This is a genomic window from Streptomyces xanthophaeus (assembly GCF_000725805.1).
In the GTDB taxonomy this organism is placed as follows: domain Bacteria; phylum Actinomycetota; class Actinomycetes; order Streptomycetales; family Streptomycetaceae; genus Streptomyces; species Streptomyces xanthophaeus.
The window spans coordinates 1-22,745 of record NZ_JOFT01000017.1 but is presented as its reverse complement, the minus strand read 5'-3'; the positions used below and the strand labels follow the sequence as shown (position 1 = coordinate 22,745).

Annotated in this window: 22 protein-coding genes and 1 pseudogene; 15 read left to right on the top strand and 8 right to left on the bottom strand. The window is 72.8% G+C overall.

Annotated features, from left to right (window positions below; genetic code table 11):
- Nucleotides 1-48: 48 nt before the first annotated feature.
- Both IO30_RS0110775 and IO30_RS0110770 read right to left on the bottom strand, forming a co-directional pair.
- Nucleotides 49-987 carry a M56 family metallopeptidase gene (locus tag IO30_RS0110775; protein ID WP_031141681.1) on the bottom strand — a complete coding sequence of 313 codons (939 nt, stop codon included), beginning with the start codon at nucleotides 985-987 and terminating at the stop codon, nucleotides 49-51.
- Between the two features lie 100 nt (nucleotides 988-1,087).
- On the bottom strand, nucleotides 1,088-1,651 hold the full coding sequence (locus IO30_RS0110770) for a DUF5134 domain-containing protein (protein ID WP_031141679.1): 564 nt from the start codon (nucleotides 1,649-1,651) through the stop codon (nucleotides 1,088-1,090).
- 145 nt (nucleotides 1,652-1,796) lie between these two features.
- Here IO30_RS0110770 and IO30_RS0110765 point away from each other — a divergent pair, with 145 nt between their 5' ends.
- The gene (locus IO30_RS0110765; RefSeq protein WP_031141677.1) at nucleotides 1,797-2,336 is read left to right on the top strand and encodes a GNAT family N-acetyltransferase; all 540 of its coding nucleotides are present in this window, start codon (nucleotides 1,797-1,799) and stop codon (nucleotides 2,334-2,336) included.
- Nucleotides 2,337-2,345: 9 nt separating this feature from the next.
- Here IO30_RS0110765 and IO30_RS0110760 read toward each other — a convergent pair whose 3' ends face one another.
- Nucleotides 2,346-3,029, bottom strand: a complete 684-nt coding sequence (locus tag IO30_RS0110760; protein ID WP_031141675.1) for a glycerophosphodiester phosphodiesterase — start codon at nucleotides 3,027-3,029, stop codon at nucleotides 2,346-2,348.
- A 191-nt stretch (nucleotides 3,030-3,220) separates the two neighbouring features.
- Nucleotides 3,221-3,856, bottom strand: a complete 636-nt coding sequence (locus IO30_RS0110755; protein WP_037893697.1) for a PadR family transcriptional regulator — start codon at nucleotides 3,854-3,856, stop codon at nucleotides 3,221-3,223.
- 49 nt (nucleotides 3,857-3,905) lie between these two features.
- Between IO30_RS0110755 and IO30_RS0110750 the strand changes: the two are divergent.
- From IO30_RS0110750 to IO30_RS0110725, 6 genes and pseudogenes are all read left to right on the top strand, one after another.
- Nucleotides 3,906-5,015: pseudogene (locus tag IO30_RS0110750) on the top strand (LLM class flavin-dependent oxidoreductase); the annotation flags it as partial.
- Nucleotides 5,016-5,233: 218 nt separating this feature from the next.
- Complete coding sequence (locus IO30_RS0110745) at nucleotides 5,234-6,613, top strand: alpha/beta hydrolase (RefSeq protein WP_237403300.1); 1,380 nt, start codon at nucleotides 5,234-5,236, stop codon at nucleotides 6,611-6,613.
- An 81-nt stretch (nucleotides 6,614-6,694) separates the two neighbouring features.
- Complete coding sequence (locus tag IO30_RS0110740; RefSeq protein ID WP_051859075.1) at nucleotides 6,695-8,101, top strand: DUF6421 family protein; 1,407 nt, start codon at nucleotides 6,695-6,697, stop codon at nucleotides 8,099-8,101.
- A gap of 26 nt (nucleotides 8,102-8,127) precedes the next feature.
- Nucleotides 8,128-8,889: an SDR family oxidoreductase gene (locus tag IO30_RS0110735; protein WP_031141666.1), complete on the top strand. Its 762-nt coding sequence runs from the start codon at nucleotides 8,128-8,130 to the stop codon at nucleotides 8,887-8,889.
- Nucleotides 8,886-9,947 carry a threonine aldolase family protein gene (locus tag IO30_RS0110730; protein ID WP_031141665.1) on the top strand — a complete coding sequence of 354 codons (1,062 nt, stop codon included), beginning with the start codon at nucleotides 8,886-8,888 and terminating at the stop codon, nucleotides 9,945-9,947. The genes IO30_RS0110735 and IO30_RS0110730 overlap by 4 nt, the downstream gene beginning before the upstream one ends.
- Before the next feature lie 47 nt (nucleotides 9,948-9,994).
- Nucleotides 9,995-10,597, top strand: coding sequence for a transglutaminase-like domain-containing protein (locus IO30_RS0110725; RefSeq protein ID WP_031141663.1), 603 nt, complete (start codon nucleotides 9,995-9,997; stop codon nucleotides 10,595-10,597).
- Here IO30_RS0110725 and IO30_RS0110720 read toward each other — a convergent pair.
- Nucleotides 10,533-11,774 (bottom strand): MFS transporter, encoded by a 1,242-nt coding sequence (locus tag IO30_RS0110720; RefSeq protein WP_037893693.1) that lies wholly within the window; start codon nucleotides 11,772-11,774, stop codon nucleotides 10,533-10,535. The genes IO30_RS0110725 and IO30_RS0110720 overlap by 65 nt on opposite strands.
- An 80-nt stretch (nucleotides 11,775-11,854) precedes the next feature.
- On the opposite strand from IO30_RS0110720, the gene IO30_RS0110715 reads away from it, so the two are divergent.
- Nucleotides 11,855-12,418: a CGNR zinc finger domain-containing protein gene (locus IO30_RS0110715; RefSeq protein WP_031141659.1), complete on the top strand. Its 564-nt coding sequence runs from the start codon at nucleotides 11,855-11,857 to the stop codon at nucleotides 12,416-12,418.
- 170 nt (nucleotides 12,419-12,588) lie between these two features.
- The gene (locus IO30_RS0110710) at nucleotides 12,589-13,791 is read left to right on the top strand and encodes an alginate lyase family protein (protein ID WP_031141658.1); all 1,203 of its coding nucleotides are present in this window, start codon (nucleotides 12,589-12,591) and stop codon (nucleotides 13,789-13,791) included.
- Nucleotides 13,792-13,881: 90 nt separating this feature from the next.
- Here the strand turns inward: IO30_RS0110710 and IO30_RS0110705 are convergent, their stop codons facing one another.
- On the bottom strand, nucleotides 13,882-14,604 hold the full coding sequence (locus IO30_RS0110705) for a lysophospholipid acyltransferase family protein (RefSeq protein ID WP_031141656.1): 723 nt from the start codon (nucleotides 14,602-14,604) through the stop codon (nucleotides 13,882-13,884).
- A 235-nt stretch (nucleotides 14,605-14,839) separates the two neighbouring features.
- On the opposite strand from IO30_RS0110705, the gene IO30_RS0110700 reads away from it, so the two are divergent.
- From IO30_RS0110700 to IO30_RS0110680, 5 genes are all read left to right on the top strand, one after another.
- Entirely contained in the window at nucleotides 14,840-15,193 is a 354-nt protein-coding gene (locus IO30_RS0110700; RefSeq protein ID WP_051902111.1) for a TlpA family protein disulfide reductase, read from the top strand.
- Between the two features lie 262 nt (nucleotides 15,194-15,455).
- Nucleotides 15,456-15,977, top strand: a complete 522-nt coding sequence (locus IO30_RS0110695) for a flavin reductase family protein (RefSeq protein ID WP_031141651.1) — start codon at nucleotides 15,456-15,458, stop codon at nucleotides 15,975-15,977.
- Nucleotides 15,978-16,178: 201 nt separating this feature from the next.
- The gene (locus IO30_RS0110690; protein WP_031141649.1) at nucleotides 16,179-16,964 is read left to right on the top strand and encodes an electron transfer flavoprotein subunit beta/FixA family protein; all 786 of its coding nucleotides are present in this window, start codon (nucleotides 16,179-16,181) and stop codon (nucleotides 16,962-16,964) included.
- 59 nt (nucleotides 16,965-17,023) lie between these two features.
- Nucleotides 17,024-17,986: an electron transfer flavoprotein subunit alpha/FixB family protein gene (locus IO30_RS0110685; RefSeq protein ID WP_031141647.1), complete on the top strand. Its 963-nt coding sequence runs from the start codon at nucleotides 17,024-17,026 to the stop codon at nucleotides 17,984-17,986.
- A gap of 209 nt (nucleotides 17,987-18,195) precedes the next feature.
- Nucleotides 18,196-19,494 (top strand): DUF6986 family protein, encoded by a 1,299-nt coding sequence (locus tag IO30_RS0110680; RefSeq protein ID WP_031141645.1) that lies wholly within the window; start codon nucleotides 18,196-18,198, stop codon nucleotides 19,492-19,494.
- A gap of 89 nt (nucleotides 19,495-19,583) precedes the next feature.
- On the opposite strand, the gene IO30_RS0110675 is transcribed toward IO30_RS0110680, so the two are convergent.
- Together IO30_RS0110675 and IO30_RS0110670 are read right to left on the bottom strand one after the other, a co-directional pair.
- Nucleotides 19,584-20,234 carry a DUF4360 domain-containing protein gene (locus IO30_RS0110675; protein ID WP_031141643.1) on the bottom strand — a complete coding sequence of 217 codons (651 nt, stop codon included), beginning with the start codon at nucleotides 20,232-20,234 and terminating at the stop codon, nucleotides 19,584-19,586.
- A gap of 207 nt (nucleotides 20,235-20,441) precedes the next feature.
- Nucleotides 20,442-21,428, bottom strand: coding sequence for a LacI family DNA-binding transcriptional regulator (locus tag IO30_RS0110670; RefSeq protein ID WP_051859092.1), 987 nt, complete (start codon nucleotides 21,426-21,428; stop codon nucleotides 20,442-20,444).
- Nucleotides 21,429-21,617: 189 nt separating this feature from the next.
- Between IO30_RS0110670 and IO30_RS0110665 the strand changes: the two genes are divergently transcribed.
- Nucleotides 21,618-22,652 carry an NUDIX hydrolase gene (locus IO30_RS0110665; RefSeq protein ID WP_031141639.1) on the top strand — a complete coding sequence of 345 codons (1,035 nt, stop codon included), beginning with the start codon at nucleotides 21,618-21,620 and terminating at the stop codon, nucleotides 22,650-22,652.
- Nucleotides 22,653-22,745: the final 93 nt, after the last annotated feature.

The window sequence follows — 22,745 nt, the reverse complement described above, 5'->3', positions numbered from 1 at the left end:
CTCGCAGCAGCGGGGCGCGGGGCCGGTCAGGACACCCCCTGGCCGTCCCTACGTCAGCGCGCTCAGCCCCGGTACGAAGGCCACCAGCAGCGGCACCACCGGCACCAGGGTGGCCAGCGCGGTCAGCCGCAGCCGGCGGCCCGCCGACAGCCGGGGCGAAGCCGACAGCAGCCGCCGCACCCGGTGCGGGACGTGCGCGTGCGGGGCCGGGCCGGGGCCGAACACCCCGCGGTCCTCGTTCAGCCCGACCAGGGCCAGTGCGGTCGTCAGCCGGCCGAAGCGGCGCGAGGCCACGTCATCGGCGGCCAGCTCCACCAGCCGGTGCATCTCCGCCTCGAACGCCGCGAAGACCGGCACCCGCGGGAAACCCCCGGCCAGCGCCCGTGCGCAGTTCAGCAGCCAGTCGTGACGGGCCGCCGCGTGCCCCTGCTCGTGCGCCAGCACGGCGTCCAGCTGGCTCCCCTTGAGGCGTCCCAGGGCCGCCGTCGTGACCACCAGCTGCGGGGCCGCCCCCGGCAGCCACCAGGCGTCGGGCCGCGCCCCCTCCAGGACCACGAGCCGTGCGGCGGCCGGGTCCTCCCCGGGCATCAGCGGGGCCCGCACCAGCAGTTCGCTGCCCTGCGCACGCCGTCGGGCTCGGGCCCGCAGCACCTCGCCCGTCAGCTTCGCCCCGGTCCACAGGGCGCCGCCCGCCAGCGCCAGAGCAGTGCCGGTGGCCCACGGGCCGCCCGACGCGCCGAGCCCGTAGGCGTCGACCACCCCGTGCGGGGCGGCGGCGAAGAGCCCGCCCCGGACCGCCAGCCAGGCGGCCGCCGCGCTGAGCAGCATCGACAGCGCGAAACACAGGAGCACGGCGCCGACCACGCACTGCCACGCCCACAGGGCCACGACGGGTTCACGCTCGGGCCAGTCGGCCCGGGCCAGCAGACGGGGGGCGAGCACCGCGGTCAGGGCGCCGAGCAGCAGGAGAGCGGCGGGGACCATCATGTCCGCCAGCCTATGAGCGCGGACCTACCTGCGGGTACGGCCTCGGGCGTTTGGTGACGCAGGACACGTCCGCGCGGCCCTCCACCCCCGCGCGCGGCCCTCACATCGTGAGCAGCATCGCCAACATGCCGATTCCCATGGCCAGTCGGCAGGCCCGGGTCAGTTCGGCCGACTTCAGCGGCGCCTCCCCGCCGGCCGGCCCGGCGAGCGCCGGGGGGCCGCCCGCAGCCACCAGCCGGGCCCCGCCCAGCAGCACGTATCCAGCGAAGTAGAGCAGCAGCGCCCCCGTGAGGAGGGGCAGCCCGGCGGCGGCGCCGTGCCCGCCCGTGCCCCCGTACCCGGCGGCCGTGGTCATCGTGAGCGCCATGTACGCCATGGCCAGCGAGCCCACCAGGTGGTGTGCGTGGTGCACCCCCTCGCGCAGCAGCCACAGGGCGTGCAGGGCCGCCCCGCAGAAGACGGCCAGCAGGACGGGCGGCCCCCAAGCGCCGAGCCCCACGGGCGCGGCCATCGCGGCCATGCCGAAGCCCATCAGCGCCTCGCCCGCCGCAGCGCCCCGGCCGCTGCCCCGGCCGGCTCTGCCCGCCCGCACCAGGCAGTAGCCTCCGCTCGCCGCGCACAGCAGGACCAGCAGCCAGGCGGAGACGGAGGCGGGAAGGGACATGGCGGGACCGTGCACGGCGGAACCTCCCGGTTCGTCGGCGTCACGGGAAGGGATGCCCGCCCGCGGGGGTCCGCACGCCGCTCCGCGTTAGGCTCTCCTTGCCGTACCAGGCATGTCATATGCCATTGCGCAGAATGGAGTCCTCATGCCGACGCCCGGCCCCGCCCCCCTGAACTTCCGCAGCGCCGAGGAAGCGGACGTGCCGGAGTTGGTGGCACTCGTCGAGTCGGCGTACCGGGGAGACGCCAGCCGCGACGGCTGGACCACGGAGGCGGACTACCTGGAGGGCCAGCGCACCGACGCGGACGGGGTCCGCCAGGTCATCAGCACCCCGGACAGCACCCTGCTCGTCGTCGAGCGCGACGGCGGGATCGTCGCCTGCTGCCAGCTCGAACACCGGGGCGACCACGTGTACTTCGGGATGTTCGCCGTCCGCCCCGGCCTTCAGGGCGGCGGCCTCGGCAAGCAGATCCTGGCCGAGGCCGAGCGCCGCGCGGGCGAGGTGTGGGGCGCCAAGGAGATGCGGATGACGGTGGTGAACGTACGGGAGGAGCTCATCGCCTACTACGAGCGCCGCGGTTACCGGCGCACCGGCGAGCTGAGCCCCTTCCCCTACGGCGACGAGCGTTTCGGCATCCCGCTCCGCACCGACCTCGCCTTCGAACTGCTGGTCAAGCCGCTCTGAGGGCTGCCGTCACGCGGTGAAGCGGCCCGTGCTGCGGATCTCGGGGAAGTCGGTGGCCGCACCGTCGAGCCCGAGGGCGCGGGCGAGCCGCAGCTGGTCCAGGGTGTTGACCGTCCAGCCGGTCACCCGGATCCCGGCCTCGTGGGCCGCCTCGACGGTCTCCAGCGTGAGCCGCCGGATGTCCAGCGCGACCGTGGAGGCGCCGGCGGCCAGGGCGCGGTCGACGATGTCGGGTCCGTGCGGGTCCGCGTACAGGGTGGTCCGGACGCCCGGTGCGAGCCGGGCCGTCTCGGTGAGCACCGCGTCGTGGAAGGAGGCCACCTCCACCCGCCCGGTCAGGTCGCGGCGCCGTACGAGTTCCGCCAGCACCCCGGCGGCGGCCGGATCCGCAACCGACGCCTGCAAGGGGGTCCGGACGGCTTCCAGCACCTCCTCGAAGAGCGGTACGTGCTCGCCCTGACCGGCGTCGAGTTCGCGCAGGGCGGCCAGGGTCAGATCGGCGACGGCCCCCGAGCCGTCGGTGGTCCGGTCGACCTCGGGGTCGTGCAGGACGACGAGGGAGCCGTCCTTGCTCAACTGGAGATCCAGTGCGATGACGTCCATGCCGGAGCGTTCCGCGCGGACGAACGACCGCAGGGTGTTCTCCGGTTCGACACCCATGACCCCGCGGTGACCGATGGTGAGGAAAGTCAAGGTTCTCTCGCTTCCGTCGACGGCGGCTCTCCGCGCGGTCGCGGTGTCCCGACCGGCCGCGCGCGATGAGGTCGCATGCTAGTGCGCCGCGGTTGCGATGGGACCGCCCGTGCAGCGCCCTCCCAGGGCCGTACGGCCGCATCCCGTCAGGGCCGGTAACTGCCGCGGGCCCCGCCGCCGGTCTTGCCGCGTCACCCGCGGGTGGGCGCGTCCCCGTCGGCTTGACGGTCCGCTGCCGGGGCCCCGGCCGGAGTCGCCTGGAGCTGGGCCAGGTCCGCCAACAGGGCCTGGCCGAGCTCCAGTTCGGCCAGGTGCTGCCGCTCGCTCCAGCGCAGGGCGAGGACCGGGAAGGCCCATTCCGCCACGTCGGCCGCCTGCTCCGCCGCTTCGCGTACGGCGGCCAGCTCGCCCCGGGTCCGCTCCAGGTGCTCGCCGACCATCGCGCTTAGCCGCTCCGGGTCGGCCAGGTGCCCGAGCCAGATCCGCAGGAGCAGCCCGTGCTTGAGTACGGGCGGTCCGGCCTCCGCGGTGTCCGCGGCCCAGCCGGACAGGGCCGCGCGGCCGGCGTCGGTGATGGCGTAGCGGCGCTTGGCCCGCGCCTCCTCGGGGCCCGAGCGCACGGAGGCCGCGTAGCCCAGTTCCTCCAGGCGGCGCAGTTCGGCGTAGATCTGGCTGATCGCGGGCGACCAGTAGAAGAAGCGCAGGGAGGAGTCCGCCCACTTCTTCAGCTCGTACCCGGTCCGCTCGCCGGGGAAGGAGAGCAGGCCGAGAACGGCCCATCCGGTCGGCGCAAGCTCTTGCTTCTTCGACGTATGACTACTAGTCATATTCCGAATTGAAGTAAGGCCGGGCACAGGACGCAACCCTGGAGGCACCGTGAAATTCTCCGTCATCTTCGAGGCTCAACTGGCCGACCCGACCGTGGAGCGGGAGCATCAGGTCATCCGTGACTGTGTCGAACAGGCGGTACTGGCCGAACGCATGGGATTCGACCGGATCTGGGCGGTGGAGCACCACTCGCTGAAGTGGTACGCACACATGTCCGCCCCCGAGATATTCCTGACCTGGGTCGCGGCCAGGACGAACACCATACGCATCGGGCACGGCGTCGTGTGCATGCCCTTCAACTTCAACCACCCGGTGCGGGTCGCCGAGCGCGCGGCCATGCTCGACCTGCTCTCGGGCGGGCGGCTCGACCTGGGCGCCGGACGGGGCGGCACCGAGCAGGAGACCTCGCTGTGCGGGGTGGACAAGGAGCGCACCACCGCGGAGGTGGAGGAGGCGCTGCGGATCATCGGCAGGGCCTGGCAGGAGGAGGAGCTGGAGTACCACGGGGAGCTGCTCGACATCTCCCCGCACCCGATCCTGCCGCGCCCCGCGCAGACCCCGCACCCGCCGCTGTTCCTGGCCTGCAGCCGGGAGGAGACCCTGGTGCAGGCCGCCGAGCTGGGGATCGGGGCCCTGGTGATGGGCTTCGCCGGTCCGGTATCGATCGCGCGGATGCGGTCGGTGTACGACGCCGCGCGGGCGGAGCGGGACGGCGGCCGGTTCGTCTCCTCCGTCGTCAACGACCACTTCTCGGTGCTGTGCCCGACGATCGTGCTCGACGACCCGCAGGAGGCCCGCCGGATCGGCATCCGGGGCCAGCGGTTCTTCGCCCAGTCGATCGGCCACTGGTACGGCGGGGCCGGCGTCCCGGACGAGGCGGTGGTGGCGGGCAACGACGAGGCTGCGGAGATGCGCCGGGCCGCCGAGCAGGTGGTGGCGCGGCTGCACGAGCAGGACATCCCGGTCCGGCCGACCTCCACGGCCACCTTCAACGCCGACCACGCCTACGGCAGCGCCGACGACGCCATCGCCTACGTGCAGCGGCTCAAGGAGGCGGGGGCCGACGAGATCATGTGCCTGATCCAGATGGGCACGGTGGAGCAGGAGGCCTGCCTGGAGACCCTGCGGCAGTGGGGCGAAAAGGTCATCCCGCACTTCACCGAGGGGCCCGGGGCGGCGGGGTCGGGGACGGCGGGGCCCGGCGCCGAGAGGTCCGGCGCCGCCGCGGCGGACAGCGATGCGCCGCCCAGGGCCGCGTTGGGCGCCGACGGCCCCGGCAGGGCCGCGTCCGGTGCCGATGAGCCCCGCAGCGCGGCGTCCGGTGCCGACGGGTCCCGCAGCGCCCCGTCCGGCCGCAGCGGCCGAGGCCCGCGGCTGTGACCGGCCCCACCGGCCGGCGCGGTCCTGCCGACCCGCTCGGCCCCGCGGACCGGCGCGGTCCTGCTGACCCGCCCGGCTCCACCGGTCTGCCCGGCCCGGCCGACGGGCCCGGCCCCACCGGACGGCCCGGCCCCACCGACCCGCTCGGCCCCGCGGACCGGCTCGGTCCTGCTGACCCGCCCGGCCCCACCGGTCTGCCTGGCCCGGCCGACCCGCCCGGCCCCACCGACCCGCCCGGCCCCACCGGTCTGCCCGGCCCGGCCGACCCGCCCGGCCCCACCGGTCTGCCCGGCCCGGCCGACGGGCCCGGCCCCACCGGCCGGCCCGGCCCCACCGGCCGGCCCGGTCCCGCCGACCAGCCCGGTCCCGCGGCCCGGCTCGGCCCCGCCGACCGGCTCGACCCCGCGGCGCGGCCGTTCGCGGACGCGCTCGCCGCCGCATTTCCCGACCTGGGCGGCGCCGTCACCGACGCCGCCGAGGCCCGCCGGATCCTCGCCGCCGCCTCCGCGCAGGCGCCCCCGGCCCCGCCCCCCGTCGTCGGTTCGGTCGAGGACCGGGAGATCCCGGGCCCGGACGGGGCGCCGCCGCTGGCCGTCCGCGTCTATCACCCCGACCCCGGGCAGTGGCCCGGACCCCGTCCGACCGTGGTGTTCTGTCACGGCGGCGGCTGGGTCCTGTGCGGTCTCGACAGCCACGACGCCACCGTCCGGGCGATCTGCCGGGCCTCCGGCGCCGTGTGCGTCTCCGTGGACTACCGGCGCGCGCCGGAGGCCCGCTTCCCCGCCGCCGCCCTCGACGCGTACGCCGCCCTGCGCTGGGCCGGCGCCCACCTGGACGAGCTCGGCGGCGCCCCGGGGGCCCTCGTCGTCGCCGGGGACAGCGCCGGAGCCAACCTCTGCGTCGCCTCCCTGCTGCTGGCCCGGGAGCGCGGGGGGCCGGCCGTCGCCCTCCAGGTGCTGGTCTACCCCGCTCTGGACGCAGCGCAGGACAGCCCGTCCTACCGGAGCAACGCGCACGGCTACTTCCTGACCGCCGCCCACCTGCGCTGGTTCTGGGAGCAGTACCTGGGCCCGGCGGACCCCGCCGACCCGCTGGCCTCGCCGCTGCGCGCGGACCCGGCGGGGCTGCCGCCCGCCCACGTGGTGGTCGCCGGGTGCGATCCGCTGCACGACGACGGGGTGGCGTACCACCGCCTGCTGGCCGGGAGCGGCATCCCCGCGGCACTGGACAGCCGTCCGGGGATGTTCCACGGCTTCCTCGCACTGTCCGAAGTCCTGCCGGAGGCCCGGGAGGCCATGGAGCGACTGAGCGGAGTAATCGCTTCCACGCTGAAGGACGGGAAGAATTTCGGCGAACCAGGGGGTGACGCAGGATAATTTCCCGAGTTACCTCTTGAGCAGGAGAGCCTCCCATGCCTACCCTGTGCGAACGTGAGGTTCTCCTGTGGAGGAAGTGACATGACGGAAACTCTTGTGCCGGGTGCCGGCGGTGCCGTGATAACCGCTGGGGCGCGGGTGGTCGACCACCCGGCGTGGCCCGAGCTCAAGGCCGCCGTGGAGGAGATCCGCCCCTGGCAGAGCAAGGACGGATCGATCGACTTCGAGGCCGAGGGTGCCCACGGGCGGGCCACCGTCCTGGCCGCCGTCGAGCGCGTGATCAGCGCCGTCGAGACCCTGTCTCCGCTGCTGCCGCACGCCACGGCCTACCACCAGGCGCTCGTCGCGGACCTGCGCAAGTGGGCCGCCGAGGGCTTCGGCGTGCCGGACTTCCTCGACTCGCTGATGGCCTTCCACCCGGCCGCCGAGCGCGCCGACGGCCTCCAGCACCTCGTCGTCTTCCCCATGTACACGCAGAACGGCAACCCGGACCGCAATCTGGAGGCCGTCGCGCTCAAGATGGTGTGGCCCGAGTGGCTCGCCGAGCTGGAGCGCACCCGGTACGACAACCCGCTCTTCCTCGGCATCACCTTCGAGGACTTCACCCCGGGCTACGACACCAACTCCGCCGTCCTCTTCCCGGAGACCATCGCCGTGCGCGAGGCCCCCGAGCGCTTCACCTGGGGCGGCATCTTCTGCGACCGCGAGGCCGCGCGCTACCGCAAGGTGACCGCCGCCGCCGTGGACATCCTCGGCATCGAGCTGCCCGAGGACATCGCCGCCATGGTCGAGGACCAGGAGCGCTGCGAGAAGGCCTTCGTCCTGTGGGACATGGTCCACGACCGCACCCACAGCCACGGTGACCTGCCGTTCGACCCCTTCATGATCAAGCAGCGCCAGCCGTTCTGGATGTACGGCCTGGAGGAGCTGCGCTGCGACCTCACCGCCTTCAAGGAGGCCGTGAAGCTGGAGTCCGAGGGCAACGAGCACGGCCGCGACGTGCAGTACGCCGTCCTCTTCGACCGGATGTTCCGCTTCCCGGTCTCCGGCGACCGCAACCGCAACTACGACGGTCTCGGCGGCCAGCTCCTCTTCGCGTACCTCCACAAGCACGACGTGGTGCGCTGGACGGACAACAAGCTGAAGATCGACTGGATGCGCGCCCCGCAGGTCACCAACCAGCTCTGCGCCGACATCGAGGACCTCTACCGGGCCGGCATCGACCGCCCGAAGCTCGTCCACTGGTTCAAGGCGTACGAGCTCGTCTCCACCTACCTGGCCCCGCACCCGGGCTCCAAGTGGGCGAAGGGCCCCGACGCCCTCGACATGACGCAGCCTCCGCGCAAGCTCGTGGACGACGTGCTTCCGGACGAGTTTCCGCTCAGCATGTTCTATGAGGCCCTCGCCAAGAAGCTCAAGGGCGTGATCGCCTCGACCAAGGGCATCACCGCCCTGAACGCGGAGCGTGCCGAGCGGGTCGCCGCGTGAGCACTCGCCCTCAGGAGGCTGCACAGATGAACGGCTCCGGGAACGGCAACGGGAAGCTCCAGGGAGCGGTGGTCGCGGTGGCCGGGGCCGGCGGGCCCGCGGGCCGCGCCACCCTGCTCCGCCTCGCGGAGGCGGGTGCGGTCGTCGTGGCCTCCGACGCCGATCCCGCGCGGCTCGCGGAAGCCGTGGACGCGGCCCGCTACGCCCACGGCGGCGCCACCATCACCGGTGACACCGTGGACCTGCTCGACCTGGCCGCCACCAAGGCCTGGGCCGAGCAGACCGAGAAGGAGTTCGGGCACGTGGACGGGCTCGTCCACCTCGTCGGAGGCTGGCGCGGGAGCACCGGCTTCACCGACACCGACCTCGCGGACTGGGACTTCCTGGAGAAGCTCCTCATCCGCACCGTCCAGCACACTTCGCTCGCCTTCCATGACGGCCTGCTGCGCAGCGGCCGCGGCCGCTACGTCCTGGTCAGCCAGTCCGGAGCGCACAAGCCCGTCGCCAACAACGCCGCGTACAACGCGGGCAAGGCGGCGGCCGAGGCCTGGACGCTCTCCCTCGCCGACTCCTTCCGCAAGGTGGGGGGCGAGGACGGCCCGGGCGCCGCGGCTGCGATCCTGGTCATCAAGGCACTGGTGCACGACGCGATGCGCGCCGAGCGACCCAATGCGAAGTTCGCGGGCTTCACCGACGTCAAGGAGCTGGCCGAGGCCATCGCCGGCGTCTGGGAGCGGCCCGCCACCGATGTGAACGGACAGCGTCTGTGGCTCACTCCGCAACCGTGAGGACCGATGCCCGCCGCCACCACGACCCGGCGGTACGCGGTTTCGCGAGCGACAACTACGCGGGGGTGCATCCGGAGATCCTGGAGGCCATCGCGCTCGCCAACGGCGGCCACCAGGTCGCCTACGGTGACGACGAGTACACCGAGCACCTGCAGAAGGTCATCCGCAGCCATTTCGGCCCGTACGCGCAGGCCTTCCCGGTCTTCAACGGCACCGGCGCCAACGTCACGGCCCTCCAGGCCATGACCGACCGCTGGGGCGCCGTGGTCTGCGCCGAATCGGCGCACATCAACGTCGACGAGGGCGGCGCGCCCGAGCGGATGGCGGGCCTGAAGCTGCTCACGGTCCCGACCCCGGACGGCAAGCTCACCCCCGAGCTCATCGACCGGCAGGCCTGGGGCTGGGAGGACGAGCACCGGGCGATGCCCCAGGTCGTCTCGATCACCCAGAACACCGAGCTGGGCACGGTCTACACCCCGGACGAGGTCCGGGCGATCTGCGAGCACGCGCACGCCCTGGGCATGAAGGTCCACCTGGACGGGGCCCGCATAGCCAATGCCGCGGCCTCGCTGGACGTGCCGATGCGCACCTTCACCAACACGGCCGGTGTGGACGTGCTGTCGTACGGCGGCACCAAGAACGGCATGATGTTCGGCGAAGCCGTGGTGGTGCTCAACCCGGACGCGGTCCGGCAGATGAAGCACATCCGCAAGATGTCGATGCAGCTCGCCTCGAAGATGCGGTTCGTCTCCGTGCAGCTGGAGGCGCTGCTCGCCAAGGACCTGTGGCTGCGCAACGCCCGGCACTCCAATGCCATGGCGCAGCGGCTGGCCGCGGGCGTGCGCGAGACGGACGGGGTGGAGATCCTCTACCCGGTGCAGGCCAACGCGGTGTTCGCGCGGCTGCCGCACGAGGTGTCGCGTCGGCTGCAGAAGCGTTTCCGCTTCTACTTCTGGGACGAGATCGCCGGAGACGTCCGCTGGATGTGCGGCTTCGACACCCAGGAAGAGGACGTGGACGGCTTCCTCCAGGCGCTGAAGGAAGAGCTCGCGCGCTGATTAATCCAATAGTCATGCGCAAAGGTGCATAGGTATGCTCCTGGATCATGGAACTGATCCAGGAGCAGCCCGACCTCGCCGCCTACCTGGCGGCCGACGAGGCGATCGACCATGGCCACCCCCTCGTCCGCGAAACCGCCGACGCCCTCTGGACGGCCACCGACGCCGAGCCCCGCGCCTACGCGAAGGTGGCCTTCGAGTTCGTCCGTGACACCGTCCCGCACTCGGCGGATTCCGGGGATCCGCGCGTCGCCTGGCGCGCCTCCGACGTGCTCGCCACCCGCAACGGCATCTGCTACGCCAAGTCCCACGCCCTCGCCGCCCTGCTGCGCGCCCAGGGCATACCGACGGCCCTGTGCTACCAGCTGCTGGCCGACGACGACGGTGCGAACCCCGTCATCCACGGCCTGGTCGCGGTCCGGCTGCCCGGCAGTGACCGGTGGGCCCGTCAGGACCCGCGGGGCAACAAGCCCGGAGTGGACGCGCAGTTCAGCCTCGACGGCGAACGGCTGGCCTTCCCCGTGCGCCCGGAGCTCGGCGAGATCGACTACCCCGAGCTGTACGCCGCCCCGCACCCGGCCACGCTCAAGGCCCTCCAGGGCTCCGCCGACCGGCAGGAGCTGTGGCGCAGTCTTCCGACGGGGCTGTAGCCCCCTCGGGTACGGATCCGCCCCGCGCCGTCACCAGGACGTGCAGCAGGGCGGCGGCGAGCTGGAGCACGGCGATCCCGGCCAGCAGGACCCGTGCGGGCGCATCGGCCGCGAGCCCCACGAGCGCCGCACCCGCCGAGGCAGCCGTCAGCTTGAGGCCGGCGCCCAGCGTGAACACCTGGGCGCGCGCACCGGCCGGGGCGTGCTCCGAACGGATCCGCAGCGTGGCCGTCAGCAGCGGCCCGTCGCACACCCCAGCCACCGCGAACAGCACCGCCACGACGGCGACGGAGGGCGGGGCGAGGGCCGCCGCGGCCAGGGCGGCCCCGGTCCCGGCCAGGGCCCACTGCGCGAGACGGCCCGGCTCCACGGACGTCATGCGGCCCAGTGTCAGGGAACCGGCCAGCGCGCCCACCGCGAAGGCCGTCATCAGGACGCCCCCGGCGCCCGGACTGCCGAGCCCGGCGGCCAGCAGCACCGAGGTGGTGGTCAGCGAGCCGATCCCGACGAACGCCAAGGTCGTGGCCGAGGTGACGGCCCGCAGCTCGCGGACGCGCCACAGGGCCTTGAGCCCGGCGCCCAGCCCGGCCTCCGGTGAGCCGCGCAGCGGGGCCGCGGCCGGGGCCCCGTACGGCAGGCAGGCGGCCAGGGCCACCGCGAGAGCGCCGGAGGCCGCCAGCGCCATCATCGCCGGTGCGGCCGAGGCCAGCGCCGCGACCAGGCTGACCGCCGCCGGCGCCGTGACCGCCGCGGCGTTGTAGGTGGAGGCGTCCCAGCCGTACGCGCGGTCGCGCGCGGCCCCGGCCGGGACCAGGCCGGAGACCAGACTGGACAGTCCGCCGGTGACGATCGGCCCGCACGCGCCGCCGAGCACCGCCACCGCGATCACCGCCCAGGCCGGGGCCCGCCCCAGGAGCAGCGACAGCGCGGCCACGGCCGCCGTGAACCCGGTCAGGGCGCCCGCGTAGAACAGCCGCGGCCGGCGGGCCCGCGTCGCGGCCGCCCCCGCCAGTGGCGCCGCCAGCACGTGCGGGGCCAGCCAGGCCGTCAGCACGAACGCGCCGTACGCCGCGCTCCCGGTGCGCTCCAGGGCGAGCAGGACCACCGCCATGCCCATGCCCTCCGAGGCGAACCGCGCGGCCAGTGCCGCCGCCAGGTACCGCCAGAACCCGCCCATCCGGGACCCCCCGCGATTGTGTAACGTGATAGCCGGACAAGACGTTACGTGAAGTGGATGCAGTGCGAAAGGATCCAGGCATGGCGGCGGTCCCCGGACCGGGCTTCTCGGCCCCCCAGCGGCTGATCGACCTCGCCGAGGCGGTGCGCACGGACCCCGGCCTGCCGCGCGCCGCGCTCGCGGCCCTGCTGGCCCGGCACGGGGAGCGTCCGGCCGACCTCGCCGAGGAGGCCTTCGACGAGGCCGACGCCGCGCAACTGCGCGCCGCCGCCCGGCGGATGGCGCAGCTGCTCGCCGAACCGGACGAGGACCGCGCCGCGGACGCCCTCAACGCGCTCTTCGCCGAGTGCGCCACCCGCCCCCGGCTGACGCGGCACGACGGCCACCCCTGGCACCTGCACGTGGACCGGGGTGACGGGGCGGGCTGGGGCGACTGGTTCCTGGCCTCCGGAGCCCTCGCGCTGGCCCAGTTGCTCACCGCGCACGGGCGGATCGCGTGGGGAGCCTGCGCCGCCGAGGGGTGCGGACGGCTCTTCCTGGCCAACGGGCCGGGCAGCGCGCGTCGTTACTGCTCCGCCACCTGCGCCACGCGGGCCCGGGTGGCCGCCCACCGTCGCCGTAGGCGGGCGGCCGCCGCGGAGTGACCGCGGGGGAGCGGCAACGGGGGAGCCGAGGAGACCGCTACGACCCGCTCTGTCCCGATCTTGCTCCCGAAGGACAGGAAAGTTTCCTTCCTGATAACGTTGTCAATCTGTCATGAGCATGAGTATCTTCGGCCGCAGGAAGTCCCCCACCTCCGACCGGAAGGCGCTTCATGCGTTACGGAGTCCCCGCCGGGCTTGCCGCCCTCGCCCTGGCCCTCGCCGCCTGGGCCGTCCCCGCACCCTCCGCGCAGGCCCGCCCCCCACAGCAGCAGGCCGCCGCCCCCGCCGCGTTCGCCCACCCCGGAGTCCTGAACAGCCGCGCCCAGCTGGACTTCGTACGCACCAAGGTGCAGGCGGGCGAACAGCCCTGGAAGGGCGCCTTCGACGCCATGCTCGCCAGCCGGTACGGCTCGCTGACGCGCACGCCGGGGCCCCGGGCCGTCGTCGAGTGCGGTTCGTACTCCAACCCGAACATCGGCTGCACCGACGAACGCGAGGACGCGATCGCCGCCTACACCCACGCCCTGGCCTGGTCGGTCACCCGCGACGCCAAGTACGCCCGGAAGTCCATCGAGCTGATGGACGCTTGGTCGGCGAAGATCACCGACCACACCAACAGCAACGCCCCGCTGCAGAGCGGCTGGGCCGGCTCCACCTGGCCGCGGGCTGCGGAGATCATCAAGCACACCTACACCGGAGGCTGGCCGAACCAGGGGCGGTTCGCCACCATGCTCCGGGACGTGTACCTGCCCGAGGTGATCGGCGGGAGGCCGAACAGCAACGGCAACTGGGAACTGATCATGATGGACGCCGCGGTCGGCATATCCGTCCACCTCGACGACCGCGCGAGCTACGACAAGGCGATGGCCGTCTACCTAGGCCGGGTGCCCGCCTACTTCTACCTGGCCTCCGACGGCCCGCAGCCCGCGTACCCGCCCCGCTCGGGCATCGACACCCGCGGCGAGCTGATCGAGTACTGGCACGGCCAGAGCACCTTCGTGGACGGACTCGCCCAGGAGACCTGCCGGGACTTCGGGCACACCGGCATGGGGATCGCCGCGACGATGCACGTCGCCGAGACCTCGCGGATCCAGGGCCGCGACCTGTACCCGCAGTTCAAGGACCGCTTCCGGCACGCCCTGGGCTTCCACGCCCGGTACGAGCTCGGCGAGGCAGTGCCGTCCTGGCTGTGCGGCGGGAACCTCACCCGGGGCATCGGCCCGGCCACCGAGGTCGGCTACAACGCCCTGAACACCCGACTCGGCGTCACCATGGAGAACACCCGCAGGCTCACCGAGGAACGGCGTCCGGCAGGCACCGAGAACCACTTCGAGGCCTGGGAGACCCTGACCCACGCCCAGAACCCCCACTGACGGCGTCCGGGGCCCGGGCCCCCGGGACGGCAGGACGGCCCGTAGCCGCCCCCGGGAGGGCGGCCACGGGCCGTCGTCGTACCGGGCGGGTCAGCCCGCCTCACGCACCTCCGCCGCCGTCGGCGCGGTGCCGCCGAGGTGGGCCGGCAGCCACCACGAGTCGTCCGCGCCGCGCGGCTTCTCCGGGTAGGCCCGCTGCGCCGCGTCCAGCAGCTCCTGCACGCGCTCGCGCAGGCGGCGCGTGATGGCGCCCGCGTACTGGTCGGACGGGGCGTCCATGGGCTCGCCCACGCGCATCGTCACGGGGATGTGGCTGCGCTTGAGGTTCTTCGGACGGCCCTTGGTCCACAGCCGCTGGGTGCCCCACAGCGCCACCGGGATCAGCGGGACGCCGGCCTCCTGGGCCATCCGCGCCGCACCCGACTTGAAGCTCTTGAGCGTGAAGGACTGCGAGATCGTGGCCTCCGGGAACACCCCGATGATCTCACCGGAGCGCAGCGAGTCCAGCGCGTGCTGATATGCGGTCTCGCCCTGCTTGCGGTCCACCGGGATGTGCTTCATCGCGCGCATCAGCGGCCCGGAGACCTTGTGCCGGAACACGGACTCCTTCGCCATGAACCGCACCAGCCGCTTCTGCGGCCGTGCCGTCAGTCCGGCGAAGATGAAGTCGAGGTAACCGATGTGGTTCGACACCAGGACAGCACCGCCGGTGAGCGGGATGTTCTCGGTGCCCTTCATGTCGATGCGGATGTCGAGCGCGCGGAAAAGACCGTGCGCGGCGCCGATCACCGGAGGGTAGACGAGCTCAGCCATGCTGGGGGAGACCCCGCTTTCTGCCTGGGGAGGTGCTCCCGGCCGGAAGTTACGGCAGCGTAGGTACGCGACCATGGGGATCGTGCCCCATACGCGGGCTGCTGGCCAGCCCAGACGCCCGCGCCCAGGGAGATTCTCGTCACGCAGGGAATGCGGGGCAACCACGCCGCGCTGCGAACAGAGGTGCCCCCGGGCGACGGCGGGGCACCTGACCAGTACGGGGGAGAGGGACCGGATGACGGCTGAGACGGGAGTGCGGGTGCCGGGGCGAGGCGACGGGCGGATCCGGCTGGGCGCCGCCGAGCTGGGCGCGGAGCCGGGCGAGCGGGCCAGTCTGGTGCAGTTCTCCAGCGCCTTCTGCCAGCCCTGCCGGGCCACGCGGCGGATCCTCGCCGAGGTCGCCGCGATGGTGGAGGGGGTCGCGCACATCGAGATCGACGCCGAGGAGAGCCTCGGACTCGTCCGGGCCCTCGGGATCGAGAAGACCCCGACGGTGCTCGTCCTGGACGCCGAGGGCCGGATCGTGCGCCGGGCCGCCGGCATGCCGCGCAAGGCGGACGTGATCGCCGCCCTGGGCGCGGCAGTGTGACCGGAGCGACCACTCGTACGGGGTCGCGCACGCCCGTGCGCACCCCCGCACGCAGCGTGACGCACCCGACATCTGTCGCTTCTCGCTTGACTGTGTACACGGGAAATCGCCAGGCTGGCGGCATGCGGTATGAACTCCTGCTCTACGGACGGGTCCACGTGGACCTCGTCCGGCACGCGAGCGCGCGCTGTCCGGGTCGCTGAACGACTCCGATCCCACCCCCGCAGGCGCCCGTGTCCCCCGTGGCAGAAGGAAGACCCTCATGACGGCCCCGACCGCCCAGTTCTCCCCGCCCAGTGCCGGTCAGCCCGGCTCGCCCGAACTCCTGCGTTCCGTGTTCCGCCGGCATGCCGCCGGGGTCGCGGTGATCACGGCCCAGGAGCAGGGGCGGCCCGTGGGCTTCACCGCGACCTCCCTCAATTCGGTCTCGGCCGACCCTCCCCTGCTGTCCTTCACCATCGGTACCGGCGCATCGAGCTGGCCCGCGATCCGGGATTCCGCGTACATAGGCGTGCACATACTCGGTGAGCACCAGCAGGAGCTGGCGGGTCTGTTCGCCCGTAGCGGAGCGGACCGCTTCGGCGAGGCGACGGGCTGGACGGCAGGCCCGTACGGGGTCCCGGTCCTGGACGGCGTACTGGCGTGGCTGGTGTGCCGCGTGGTGACGCGGGTGCCCGCGGGCGAGCACCGGGTGATCATTGGGGAGGTCGTCGCGGGGGATCCCTCCGGGGCGGGCCGTCCGCTGCTGTACCACCAAGGCCGCTTCAACGCCTTGCGCGACTGAATCGTGCCTGCTGGAGCGGGTCCGTCCGGCGTTGGCAAGGTCACAGTTGAGCGGCCTTGCACCTGGGTGGGACCCAATGTGTACTGACGAGTAACATTCCCATCGGAGCGCGGGCCGCCCCGACCGGGATCCGCCCAACATGGCGCCTATGCTGCCTTCACAAGGCGGTACCAGAAATGACGATGCGGTAGGAGAGCCGGCGTGAGCCTGAGGATCGTTGTCTGTGTGAAGTACGTGCCCGACGCCACCGGCGACCGGCAGTTCACCGAGGACTTGACCGTCAACCGCGACGACGTCGACGGTCTGCTGTCGGAGCTCGACGAGTACGCCGTCGAGCAGGCGCTGCAGATCGCCGAAGAGGCCGATGACGCCGAGATCACCGTCCTGACGGTCGGCCCCGAGGACGCCAAGGACGCGCTGCGCAAGGCGCTTTCGATGGGCGCCGACAAGGCCATCCACGTCGAGGACGACGACCTGCACGGCACCGACGTCATGGGCACCTCGCTGGTGCTCGCCAAGGCCATCGAGAAGGCCGGCTACGACCTGGTCATCACGGGCATGGCGTCGACCGACGGCACCATGGGCGTGCTCCCGGCGATCCTGGCCGAGCGCCTGGGCGTCCCGCAGGTCACCCTGCTCTCCGAGGTCAAGGTCGAGGACGGGACCGTCACCGGCCGCCGCGACGGCGACACCGCGAGCGAGCAGCTCGAGGCCTCCCTCCCCGCGCTCGTCTCGGTGACGGACCAGTCGGGCGAGGCCCGCTACCCGTCCTTCAAGGGCATCATGGCCGCCAAGAAGAAGCCGGTTCAGTCCTGGGACCTGGAGGAGCTGGAGATCGAGTCCGACGAGGTCGGCCTGGAAGGCTCCTGGACCGCGGTCGACTCCGCGGCGCAGCGCCCGGCCCGCACCGCCGGCACGATCGTCAAGGACGAGGGCGAGGGCGGCAAGCAGCTGGCCGAGTTCCTGGCCGGCCAGAAGTTCATCTAAGAACTTCCGCCGATCCTCCATAGCCCCCAGACACTTCGCAATCGCAGGAGAGCAGTCCCATGGCTGAAGTTCTCGTCTACGTCGACCACGTGGACGGCGCCGTCCGCAAGCCCACCCTCGAGCTGCTGACGCTGGCCCGCCGCATCGGCGAGCCCGTCGCCGTCGCCCTGGGCGCCGGTGCGGCCGACACCGCGGCCGTGCTCGCCGAGCACGGTGCGGTCAAGGTCCTGACCGCCGACGCCCCCGAGTTCACCGAGTACCTCGTCGTACCGAAGGTGGACGCGCTCCAGGCCGCGTACGACATCGTGTCGCCGGCCGCCGTGCTCGTCCCCTCCTCCGCCGAGGGCAAGGAGATCGCCGCCCGCCTGGCGCTGCGCATCGGCTCCGGCATCATCACCGACGCCACCGACCTGGAGGCCGGTGACGAGGGCCCGGTCGCGACGCAGGCCGCCTTCGCCGCGTCGTTCACCACCAAGTCCCGTGTCTCCAAGGGCACCCCGGTCATCACCGTCAAGCCGAACTCGGCCCCGGTCGAGGCCGCTCCGGCCGCGGGTGCGGTCGAGGCCCTCGCCGTCACCTTCGGCGCCCTGGCCACCGGCACCAAGGTCGTCTCCCGCACCCCGCGCGAGTCGACCGGCCGTCCCGAGCTGACCGAGGCCGCGATCGTGGTCTCCGGCGGCCGCGGCGTGAACGGCGCCGAGAACTTCCACATCATCGAGGACCTCGCGGACTCCCTCGGTGCGGCCGTCGGTGCCTCGCGCGCCGCCGTCGACGCCGGCTGGTACCCGCACTCCAACCAGGTCGGCCAGACCGGCAAGTCGGTCTCCCCGCAGCTGTACATCGCCTCGGGCATCTCGGGCGCCATCCAGCACCGGGCCGGCATGCAGACCTCGAAGACCATCGTGGCCGTCAACAAGGACGCCGAGGCCCCGATCTTCGACCTGGTCGACTACGGCGTGGTCGGCGACCTCTTCGCGGTCGTCCCGCAGCTGACCGAGGAGATCAAGGCCCGCAAGGGCTAGTCTCCGCCGTCCGGTGGATCCCCGCGGATCCACCGGATTGGTCTGACCTGCGCATCTGTGCCTCCGGGGCCGTGTGGTGATTCTCACCACGCGGCCCCGAGTCGTTTGCCCACGATGGCGGAGGGACCATTGACTGAGCGGAACCCCCGTGACTAAATTCTGCAATGCGGATCTAAGCTTCCGTGAAGCGGAAAAGAGGAGAGTGCACGATGGGTCAGCAGGAGAAGGTGGCGACGAGCCTCGCAGGCGCGGTCAGCGAGGGCATCAGTGCCTCCCTGGCGCCGGTGGACGCGGAACTCGCGCGCCACTACCCGGGCGACCCCGGCACCCGCCAGCCCATCCACACGGTCTACGTGCCCGGTGACGTCTTCGCGGCCGACACCATCCGCTCCTGGGGCGACCAGGCCCTCGCGGCCCTCGACGAGCACGCCCCGGACGCCGCCACCTTCGCCAAGGTGCTCGGCATCTCCGACGAACTCGCCGTACCGGTCTACGACCGGGTACGCGCCAAGCTGCTCAACGAGCCCATCGAGGACCTCCGCGTCGACTTCGAGGACGGCTTCGGCGTCCGCTCCGACGAGGAGGAGGACCAGGCCGCGGCCCGCGCCGCCCGTCTCGTCTCCGAGGCCTTCTCCAACGGCACGAACGCCCCGTACATGGGCATCCGCATGAAGTGCATGGAGTCCAACGTCCGCGACCGCGGCATCCGCACCACGGACATCTTCCTCTCCGGCCTGCTGGCCAACGGCGGACTCCCCGAGGGCCTCGTCCTCACCCTGCCCAAGGTCACCTACGCCGAGCAGGTCAGCGCCTTCGTCAAGCTGCTGGAGGCCTTCGAGTCGGCCCGCGGCCTGCGTCCCGGCCGGATCGGCTTCGAGATCCAGATCGAGACCAGCCAGTCCATCGTCGCCTCCGACGGCACCGCCACCGTCGCCCGCATGATCGAGGCCTCGAAGGGCCGCGCCACCGGCCTGCACTACGGCACCTTCGACTACAGCGCCTGCGTCGGCGTCTCGGCCGCCTACCAGTCGAGCGACCACCCCGCCGCCGACCACGCCAAGGCGATCATGCAGGTCGCGGCCGCCGGCACCGGCGTACGCGTCTCCGACGGCTCCACCAACGTGAAGCCCGTCGGCACCACCGAGCAGGTCCACGAGGCCTGGAAGCTGCACTACGGCCTCACCCGCCGCGCCCTGGCCCGCGCCTACTACCAGGGCTGGGACATGCACCCGGCGCACCTGCCGACCCGCTACGCCGCCGTCTTCGTCTTCTACCGCGAGGGCCTCGAAGCCGCCGCCGCGCGCCTGAAGGCCTACGTCGCCAAGATCGAGGGCGACGTGATGGACGAGCCCGCCACCGCCAAGGCCCTGGCCGGCTACCTGGTCCGCGGCCTGGACTGCGGCGCGGTGGGCACCGAGGAGGTCACCGCCCTGACCGGCCTGACCCGCGCCGAGCTGGACGCCTTCGCGATCCCGCGCCGCTCGGCCACGCTGACGGCCACGTCGTAACCGGCCCCGTTCCACACCCGTAGGGCGTACGCCCCGCCACGCGGCGGGGGTACGCCCTACGGTCGTCCGGAGGAGCTGCGGCAGGCGCGTCAGCGTGCCGGGCACTCCTTCCAGGAGAAGTGGTACTTGCTGTTGAAGCTGCCGTCCGTGGAGTCGAGCGCCATGAAACTCGTCTTCGTGGCGTCGGAGGTGCCCGTCTCCGCGCGCAGCTCCGTGTTGATGTTGAAGTTCCGCTTCTCCCCGCAGGGCGCGAAGACCAGGGCCTCGATGCCCGTCTCGTCGGTCGCCTGCCAGTTGTCGTCGAGCGCCCCCTGGAACTTGTGCGTCCGGTAGGCGGTCTGGCTCATGCCCTGGAAGTAGTAGCTGGCCTTCTGCGTACCGACGGCTCCCGGCTGGAGGCTGCCGAAGCCCCGGTAGTCGACCTTGCTGACCGCGTACGTGTAGCCCTGGGGGACGTTGACGACCAGGGAGAGCAGGCAGTTCTTGCGGGCGTCGACGGGCAGCGCCGCGCCTCCCGCCTGGGCGATGTACTCGCTGTAGGTCACCGTGAAGGCCGTGTTGTCCGGTGCGACGGCGACGGCCGCGCTGCCGGGACGGCAGCCCGATCCGTTGACGGTGGCGACGTCCACCGTGATCTGCCCGGAGGGCGCGGGCGCCGGAGCGGCAGCTCCGGCGGGCGGGGCGAACGCGGTGAACAGCAGGACCGTCGCCGATCCGGTGAGGAGCACCGGCTTGAACATGGGGGATCCCTTCTCGTACTGGCGGGCCCCGGGTGATGGGGGGCCCGTGCCGTCCCCGGCCGTGCGTGGGACGCGCACCGGAGGGGCGGGATCCAGCCTGTGAGCGCGGCGCCGCCCGCGCACCCGAAGGTGGGCCGTCTGGCGCAGCACGCGCAGCGGAGCGGAGCGGGGCGGAGCGGGGCGGAGCGGGGAGGGCGGCGGCCGGGCTCAGGCCGCGGGCGGGAACTCTCCCGAGCCGCGCGGCACCAGCCGGGTCGGCAGCTCGATGCGCGACGGCGGCAGATCGGCTCCCGCGAGCCGCTGGAAGAGCCGGTCGGTCGCCACCCGGCCCAGCGCCGCCGCGTCCTGGGCGACCACCGTGACACCGGGCCGCAGCAGGTCCGCCAGCTCGAAGTCGTCGAAGCCCACCAGCGCCACAGGCCGGTCCAGGGCGGCCAGCACCCGCACCACCGTGACCGTCACCCGGTTGTTGCCCGCGAAGACGGCCGTCACCGCCTCCGGGCCCGAGAGCATCGCCCCGGCCGCCGCCGAGACCCGCCCGGGCTCCGTCGATCCCAGGGACACCCAGGAATCGGCCACCGGCAGGCCCGCGTCCGCCATCGCCGCCCGGTAGCCGCGCAGCCGTTCCGTCGCCGTGTGGATGCGGGGGTGGTCACCGATGAAACCGATCCGGCGGTGCCCGCCGGCGATCAGGTGGGCGACCCCGTCACGGGCACCGCCGAAGCTGTCCGACAGCACCACGTCCGCATCGATCCGGCCCGCGGGACGGTCCACGAACACCGTGGCCACGCCCGCCCGCATCTCCGGCTCCAGGTACCGGTGGTCGTCCCCCGCCGGGATCACGATCAGCCCGTCCACCCGGCGGGCGCACAGTGCGAGGGCCAACTCCCGCTCCCGGTCCGGGTCCTCGGCGCTGGAACCGTTGATGAGCAGCGCCCCGTGCGCCCGCGCGACCTCCTCGACCGCCCGGTTCAGCGGACCGTAGAAGGGGTCGGCGAGGTCTTCGAGGACCAGACCCACCGTGGCGGTACGGCCCTTGCGCAGCACGCGCGCACTGTCGTTGCGGCGGAACCCGAGGGCGTCGATGGCCTCCTGGACCCGCTTCTCCGTGTCGGGGGTGACCCCCGGCTCGCCGTTGACCACCCGCGACACCGTCTTCAGGCCCACGCCGGCCCGGGCCGCCACGTCCTTCATGGTCGGCCGGTTGCCGTAGCGGGGCTCGGACGGGCGGCGGCTGTGGGGCACGGTGGGGAAACCTCCGGAGGTATCGGGCACGGCTCTGACCTTGAGGATAAGCACTCGGCCGATAGTTGGGTTTCCGTGGCAGGGTGGTGCGGGCAAGCCATTGGGGGCTCCGGACGAGCCATGGGGAGAGGGGTAGACGTGATTGTCTGGATCAACGGCACATTCAGCGCCGGGAAGACCAGCACGGCCCGCGAACTGGTCGGAGTCATTCCGGACAGCACCCTGTTCGACCCGGAGTTCATCGGCGACGCGCTGCGGGTGCTGCTTCCGGGCAAGCGGCTGGCGGAGGTGGACGACTACCAGGACCTGCCGAGCTGGCGGCGCCTGGTCGTGGAGACCGCGGCGGCGATGCTCGCCGAACTGGGCGGGGTGCTCGTCGTACCGATGACCTTGCTCAGGCAGGAGTACCGGGACGAGATCTTCGGCGCTCTGGCGGCCCGTCGGATACCGGTGCGGCACGTGCTGCTGGCCCCTGCGGAAACGATCCTGCGCCAGCGGATCGCGACCCGTACGGAACCGGGAGCCCCGCAGGACGTGGACCTCCGCGTCCGGCAATGGGCCTACGACCACATCCCCGCCTACCAGCAGGCGCTCGGCTGGCTCACCGCGGACGCGCACGTCGTCGACACCAGCACCCTCACCCCCCGCGAGACGGCGGAGCGGATCGCCGAAGCCGTCCGCACCGAGACCGCCGGGGTCTGCGACATCGTGCAGACGCCCGAACCGACGCGCGAGACCGTGGCGGCCGGGGTGCTGCTCTTCGACGAGCAGGACCGGGTCCTGCTGGTGGACCCGACGTACAAGCCGGACTGGGAGTTCCCGGGCGGGGTCGTCGAAGCGGGCGAGGCCCCGGCGCGTGCGGGCGTCCGCGAAGTGGCCGAGGAACTGGGCCTCGTACTGGACCGGACGCCCGGACTGCTGGTCGTCGACTGGGAAGCGCCCCAGCCGCCCGGCTACGGGGGACTGCGCCTGCTCTTCGACGGCGGCCTCCTCCCCGAGGCGGCCGCGGCCCGGCTCCGCCTCCCCGGCCCCGAACTGCGCGCCTGGCGGTTCGTCACGGAGGCCGAGGCCGCCACCCTCCTCCCGCACCACCGCTACGAACGCCTGCGCTGGGCCCTGCGCGCCCGCGAACGCGGCTGCCCCCTGTACCTGGAGGCGGGCGTCCCGCTCTAGGTGTGTTGTCCCGGGACGTTGGTGACACGCGTGCTGGGTTCTTGAAATGGGTGAGGGCCTCCGGGTTCGGTGTGGATTGCGACATCTCCACCG

Excerpts from the sequence above, each read along its gene's own strand:
- IO30_RS0110775 (WP_031141681.1), bottom strand. The coding sequence starts at position 987 with ATGATGGTCCCCGCCGCTCTCCTGCTGCTCGGCGCCCTGACCGCGGTG.
- IO30_RS0110770 (WP_031141679.1), bottom strand. The coding sequence starts at position 1,651 with ATGTCCCTTCCCGCCTCCGTCTCCGCCTGGCTGCTGGTCCTGCTGTGC.
- IO30_RS0110765 (WP_031141677.1), top strand. The coding sequence starts at position 1,797 with ATGCCGACGCCCGGCCCCGCCCCCCTGAACTTCCGCAGCGCCGAGGAA.
- IO30_RS0110755 (WP_037893697.1), bottom strand. The coding sequence starts at position 3,856 with ATGACTAGTAGTCATACGTCGAAGAAGCAAGAGCTTGCGCCGACCGGA.
- IO30_RS0110740 (WP_051859075.1), top strand. The coding sequence starts at position 6,695 with ATGACGGAAACTCTTGTGCCGGGTGCCGGCGGTGCCGTGATAACCGCT.
- IO30_RS0110735 (WP_031141666.1), top strand. The coding sequence starts at position 8,128 with ATGAACGGCTCCGGGAACGGCAACGGGAAGCTCCAGGGAGCGGTGGTC.
- IO30_RS0110725 (WP_031141663.1), top strand. The coding sequence starts at position 9,995 with ATGGAACTGATCCAGGAGCAGCCCGACCTCGCCGCCTACCTGGCGGCC.
- IO30_RS0110720 (WP_037893693.1), bottom strand. The coding sequence starts at position 11,774 with ATGGGCGGGTTCTGGCGGTACCTGGCGGCGGCACTGGCCGCGCGGTTC.
- IO30_RS0110715 (WP_031141659.1), top strand. The coding sequence starts at position 11,855 with ATGGCGGCGGTCCCCGGACCGGGCTTCTCGGCCCCCCAGCGGCTGATC.
- IO30_RS0110710 (WP_031141658.1), top strand. The coding sequence starts at position 12,589 with ATGCGTTACGGAGTCCCCGCCGGGCTTGCCGCCCTCGCCCTGGCCCTC.
- IO30_RS0110705 (WP_031141656.1), bottom strand. The coding sequence starts at position 14,604 with ATGGCTGAGCTCGTCTACCCTCCGGTGATCGGCGCCGCGCACGGTCTT.
- IO30_RS0110700 (WP_051902111.1), top strand. The coding sequence starts at position 14,840 with ATGACGGCTGAGACGGGAGTGCGGGTGCCGGGGCGAGGCGACGGGCGG.
- IO30_RS0110695 (WP_031141651.1), top strand. The coding sequence starts at position 15,456 with ATGACGGCCCCGACCGCCCAGTTCTCCCCGCCCAGTGCCGGTCAGCCC.
- IO30_RS0110685 (WP_031141647.1), top strand. The coding sequence starts at position 17,024 with ATGGCTGAAGTTCTCGTCTACGTCGACCACGTGGACGGCGCCGTCCGC.
- IO30_RS0110680 (WP_031141645.1), top strand. The coding sequence starts at position 18,196 with ATGGGTCAGCAGGAGAAGGTGGCGACGAGCCTCGCAGGCGCGGTCAGC.
- IO30_RS0110675 (WP_031141643.1), bottom strand. The coding sequence starts at position 20,234 with ATGTTCAAGCCGGTGCTCCTCACCGGATCGGCGACGGTCCTGCTGTTC.
- IO30_RS0110670 (WP_051859092.1), bottom strand. The coding sequence starts at position 21,428 with ATGAAGGACGTGGCGGCCCGGGCCGGCGTGGGCCTGAAGACGGTGTCG.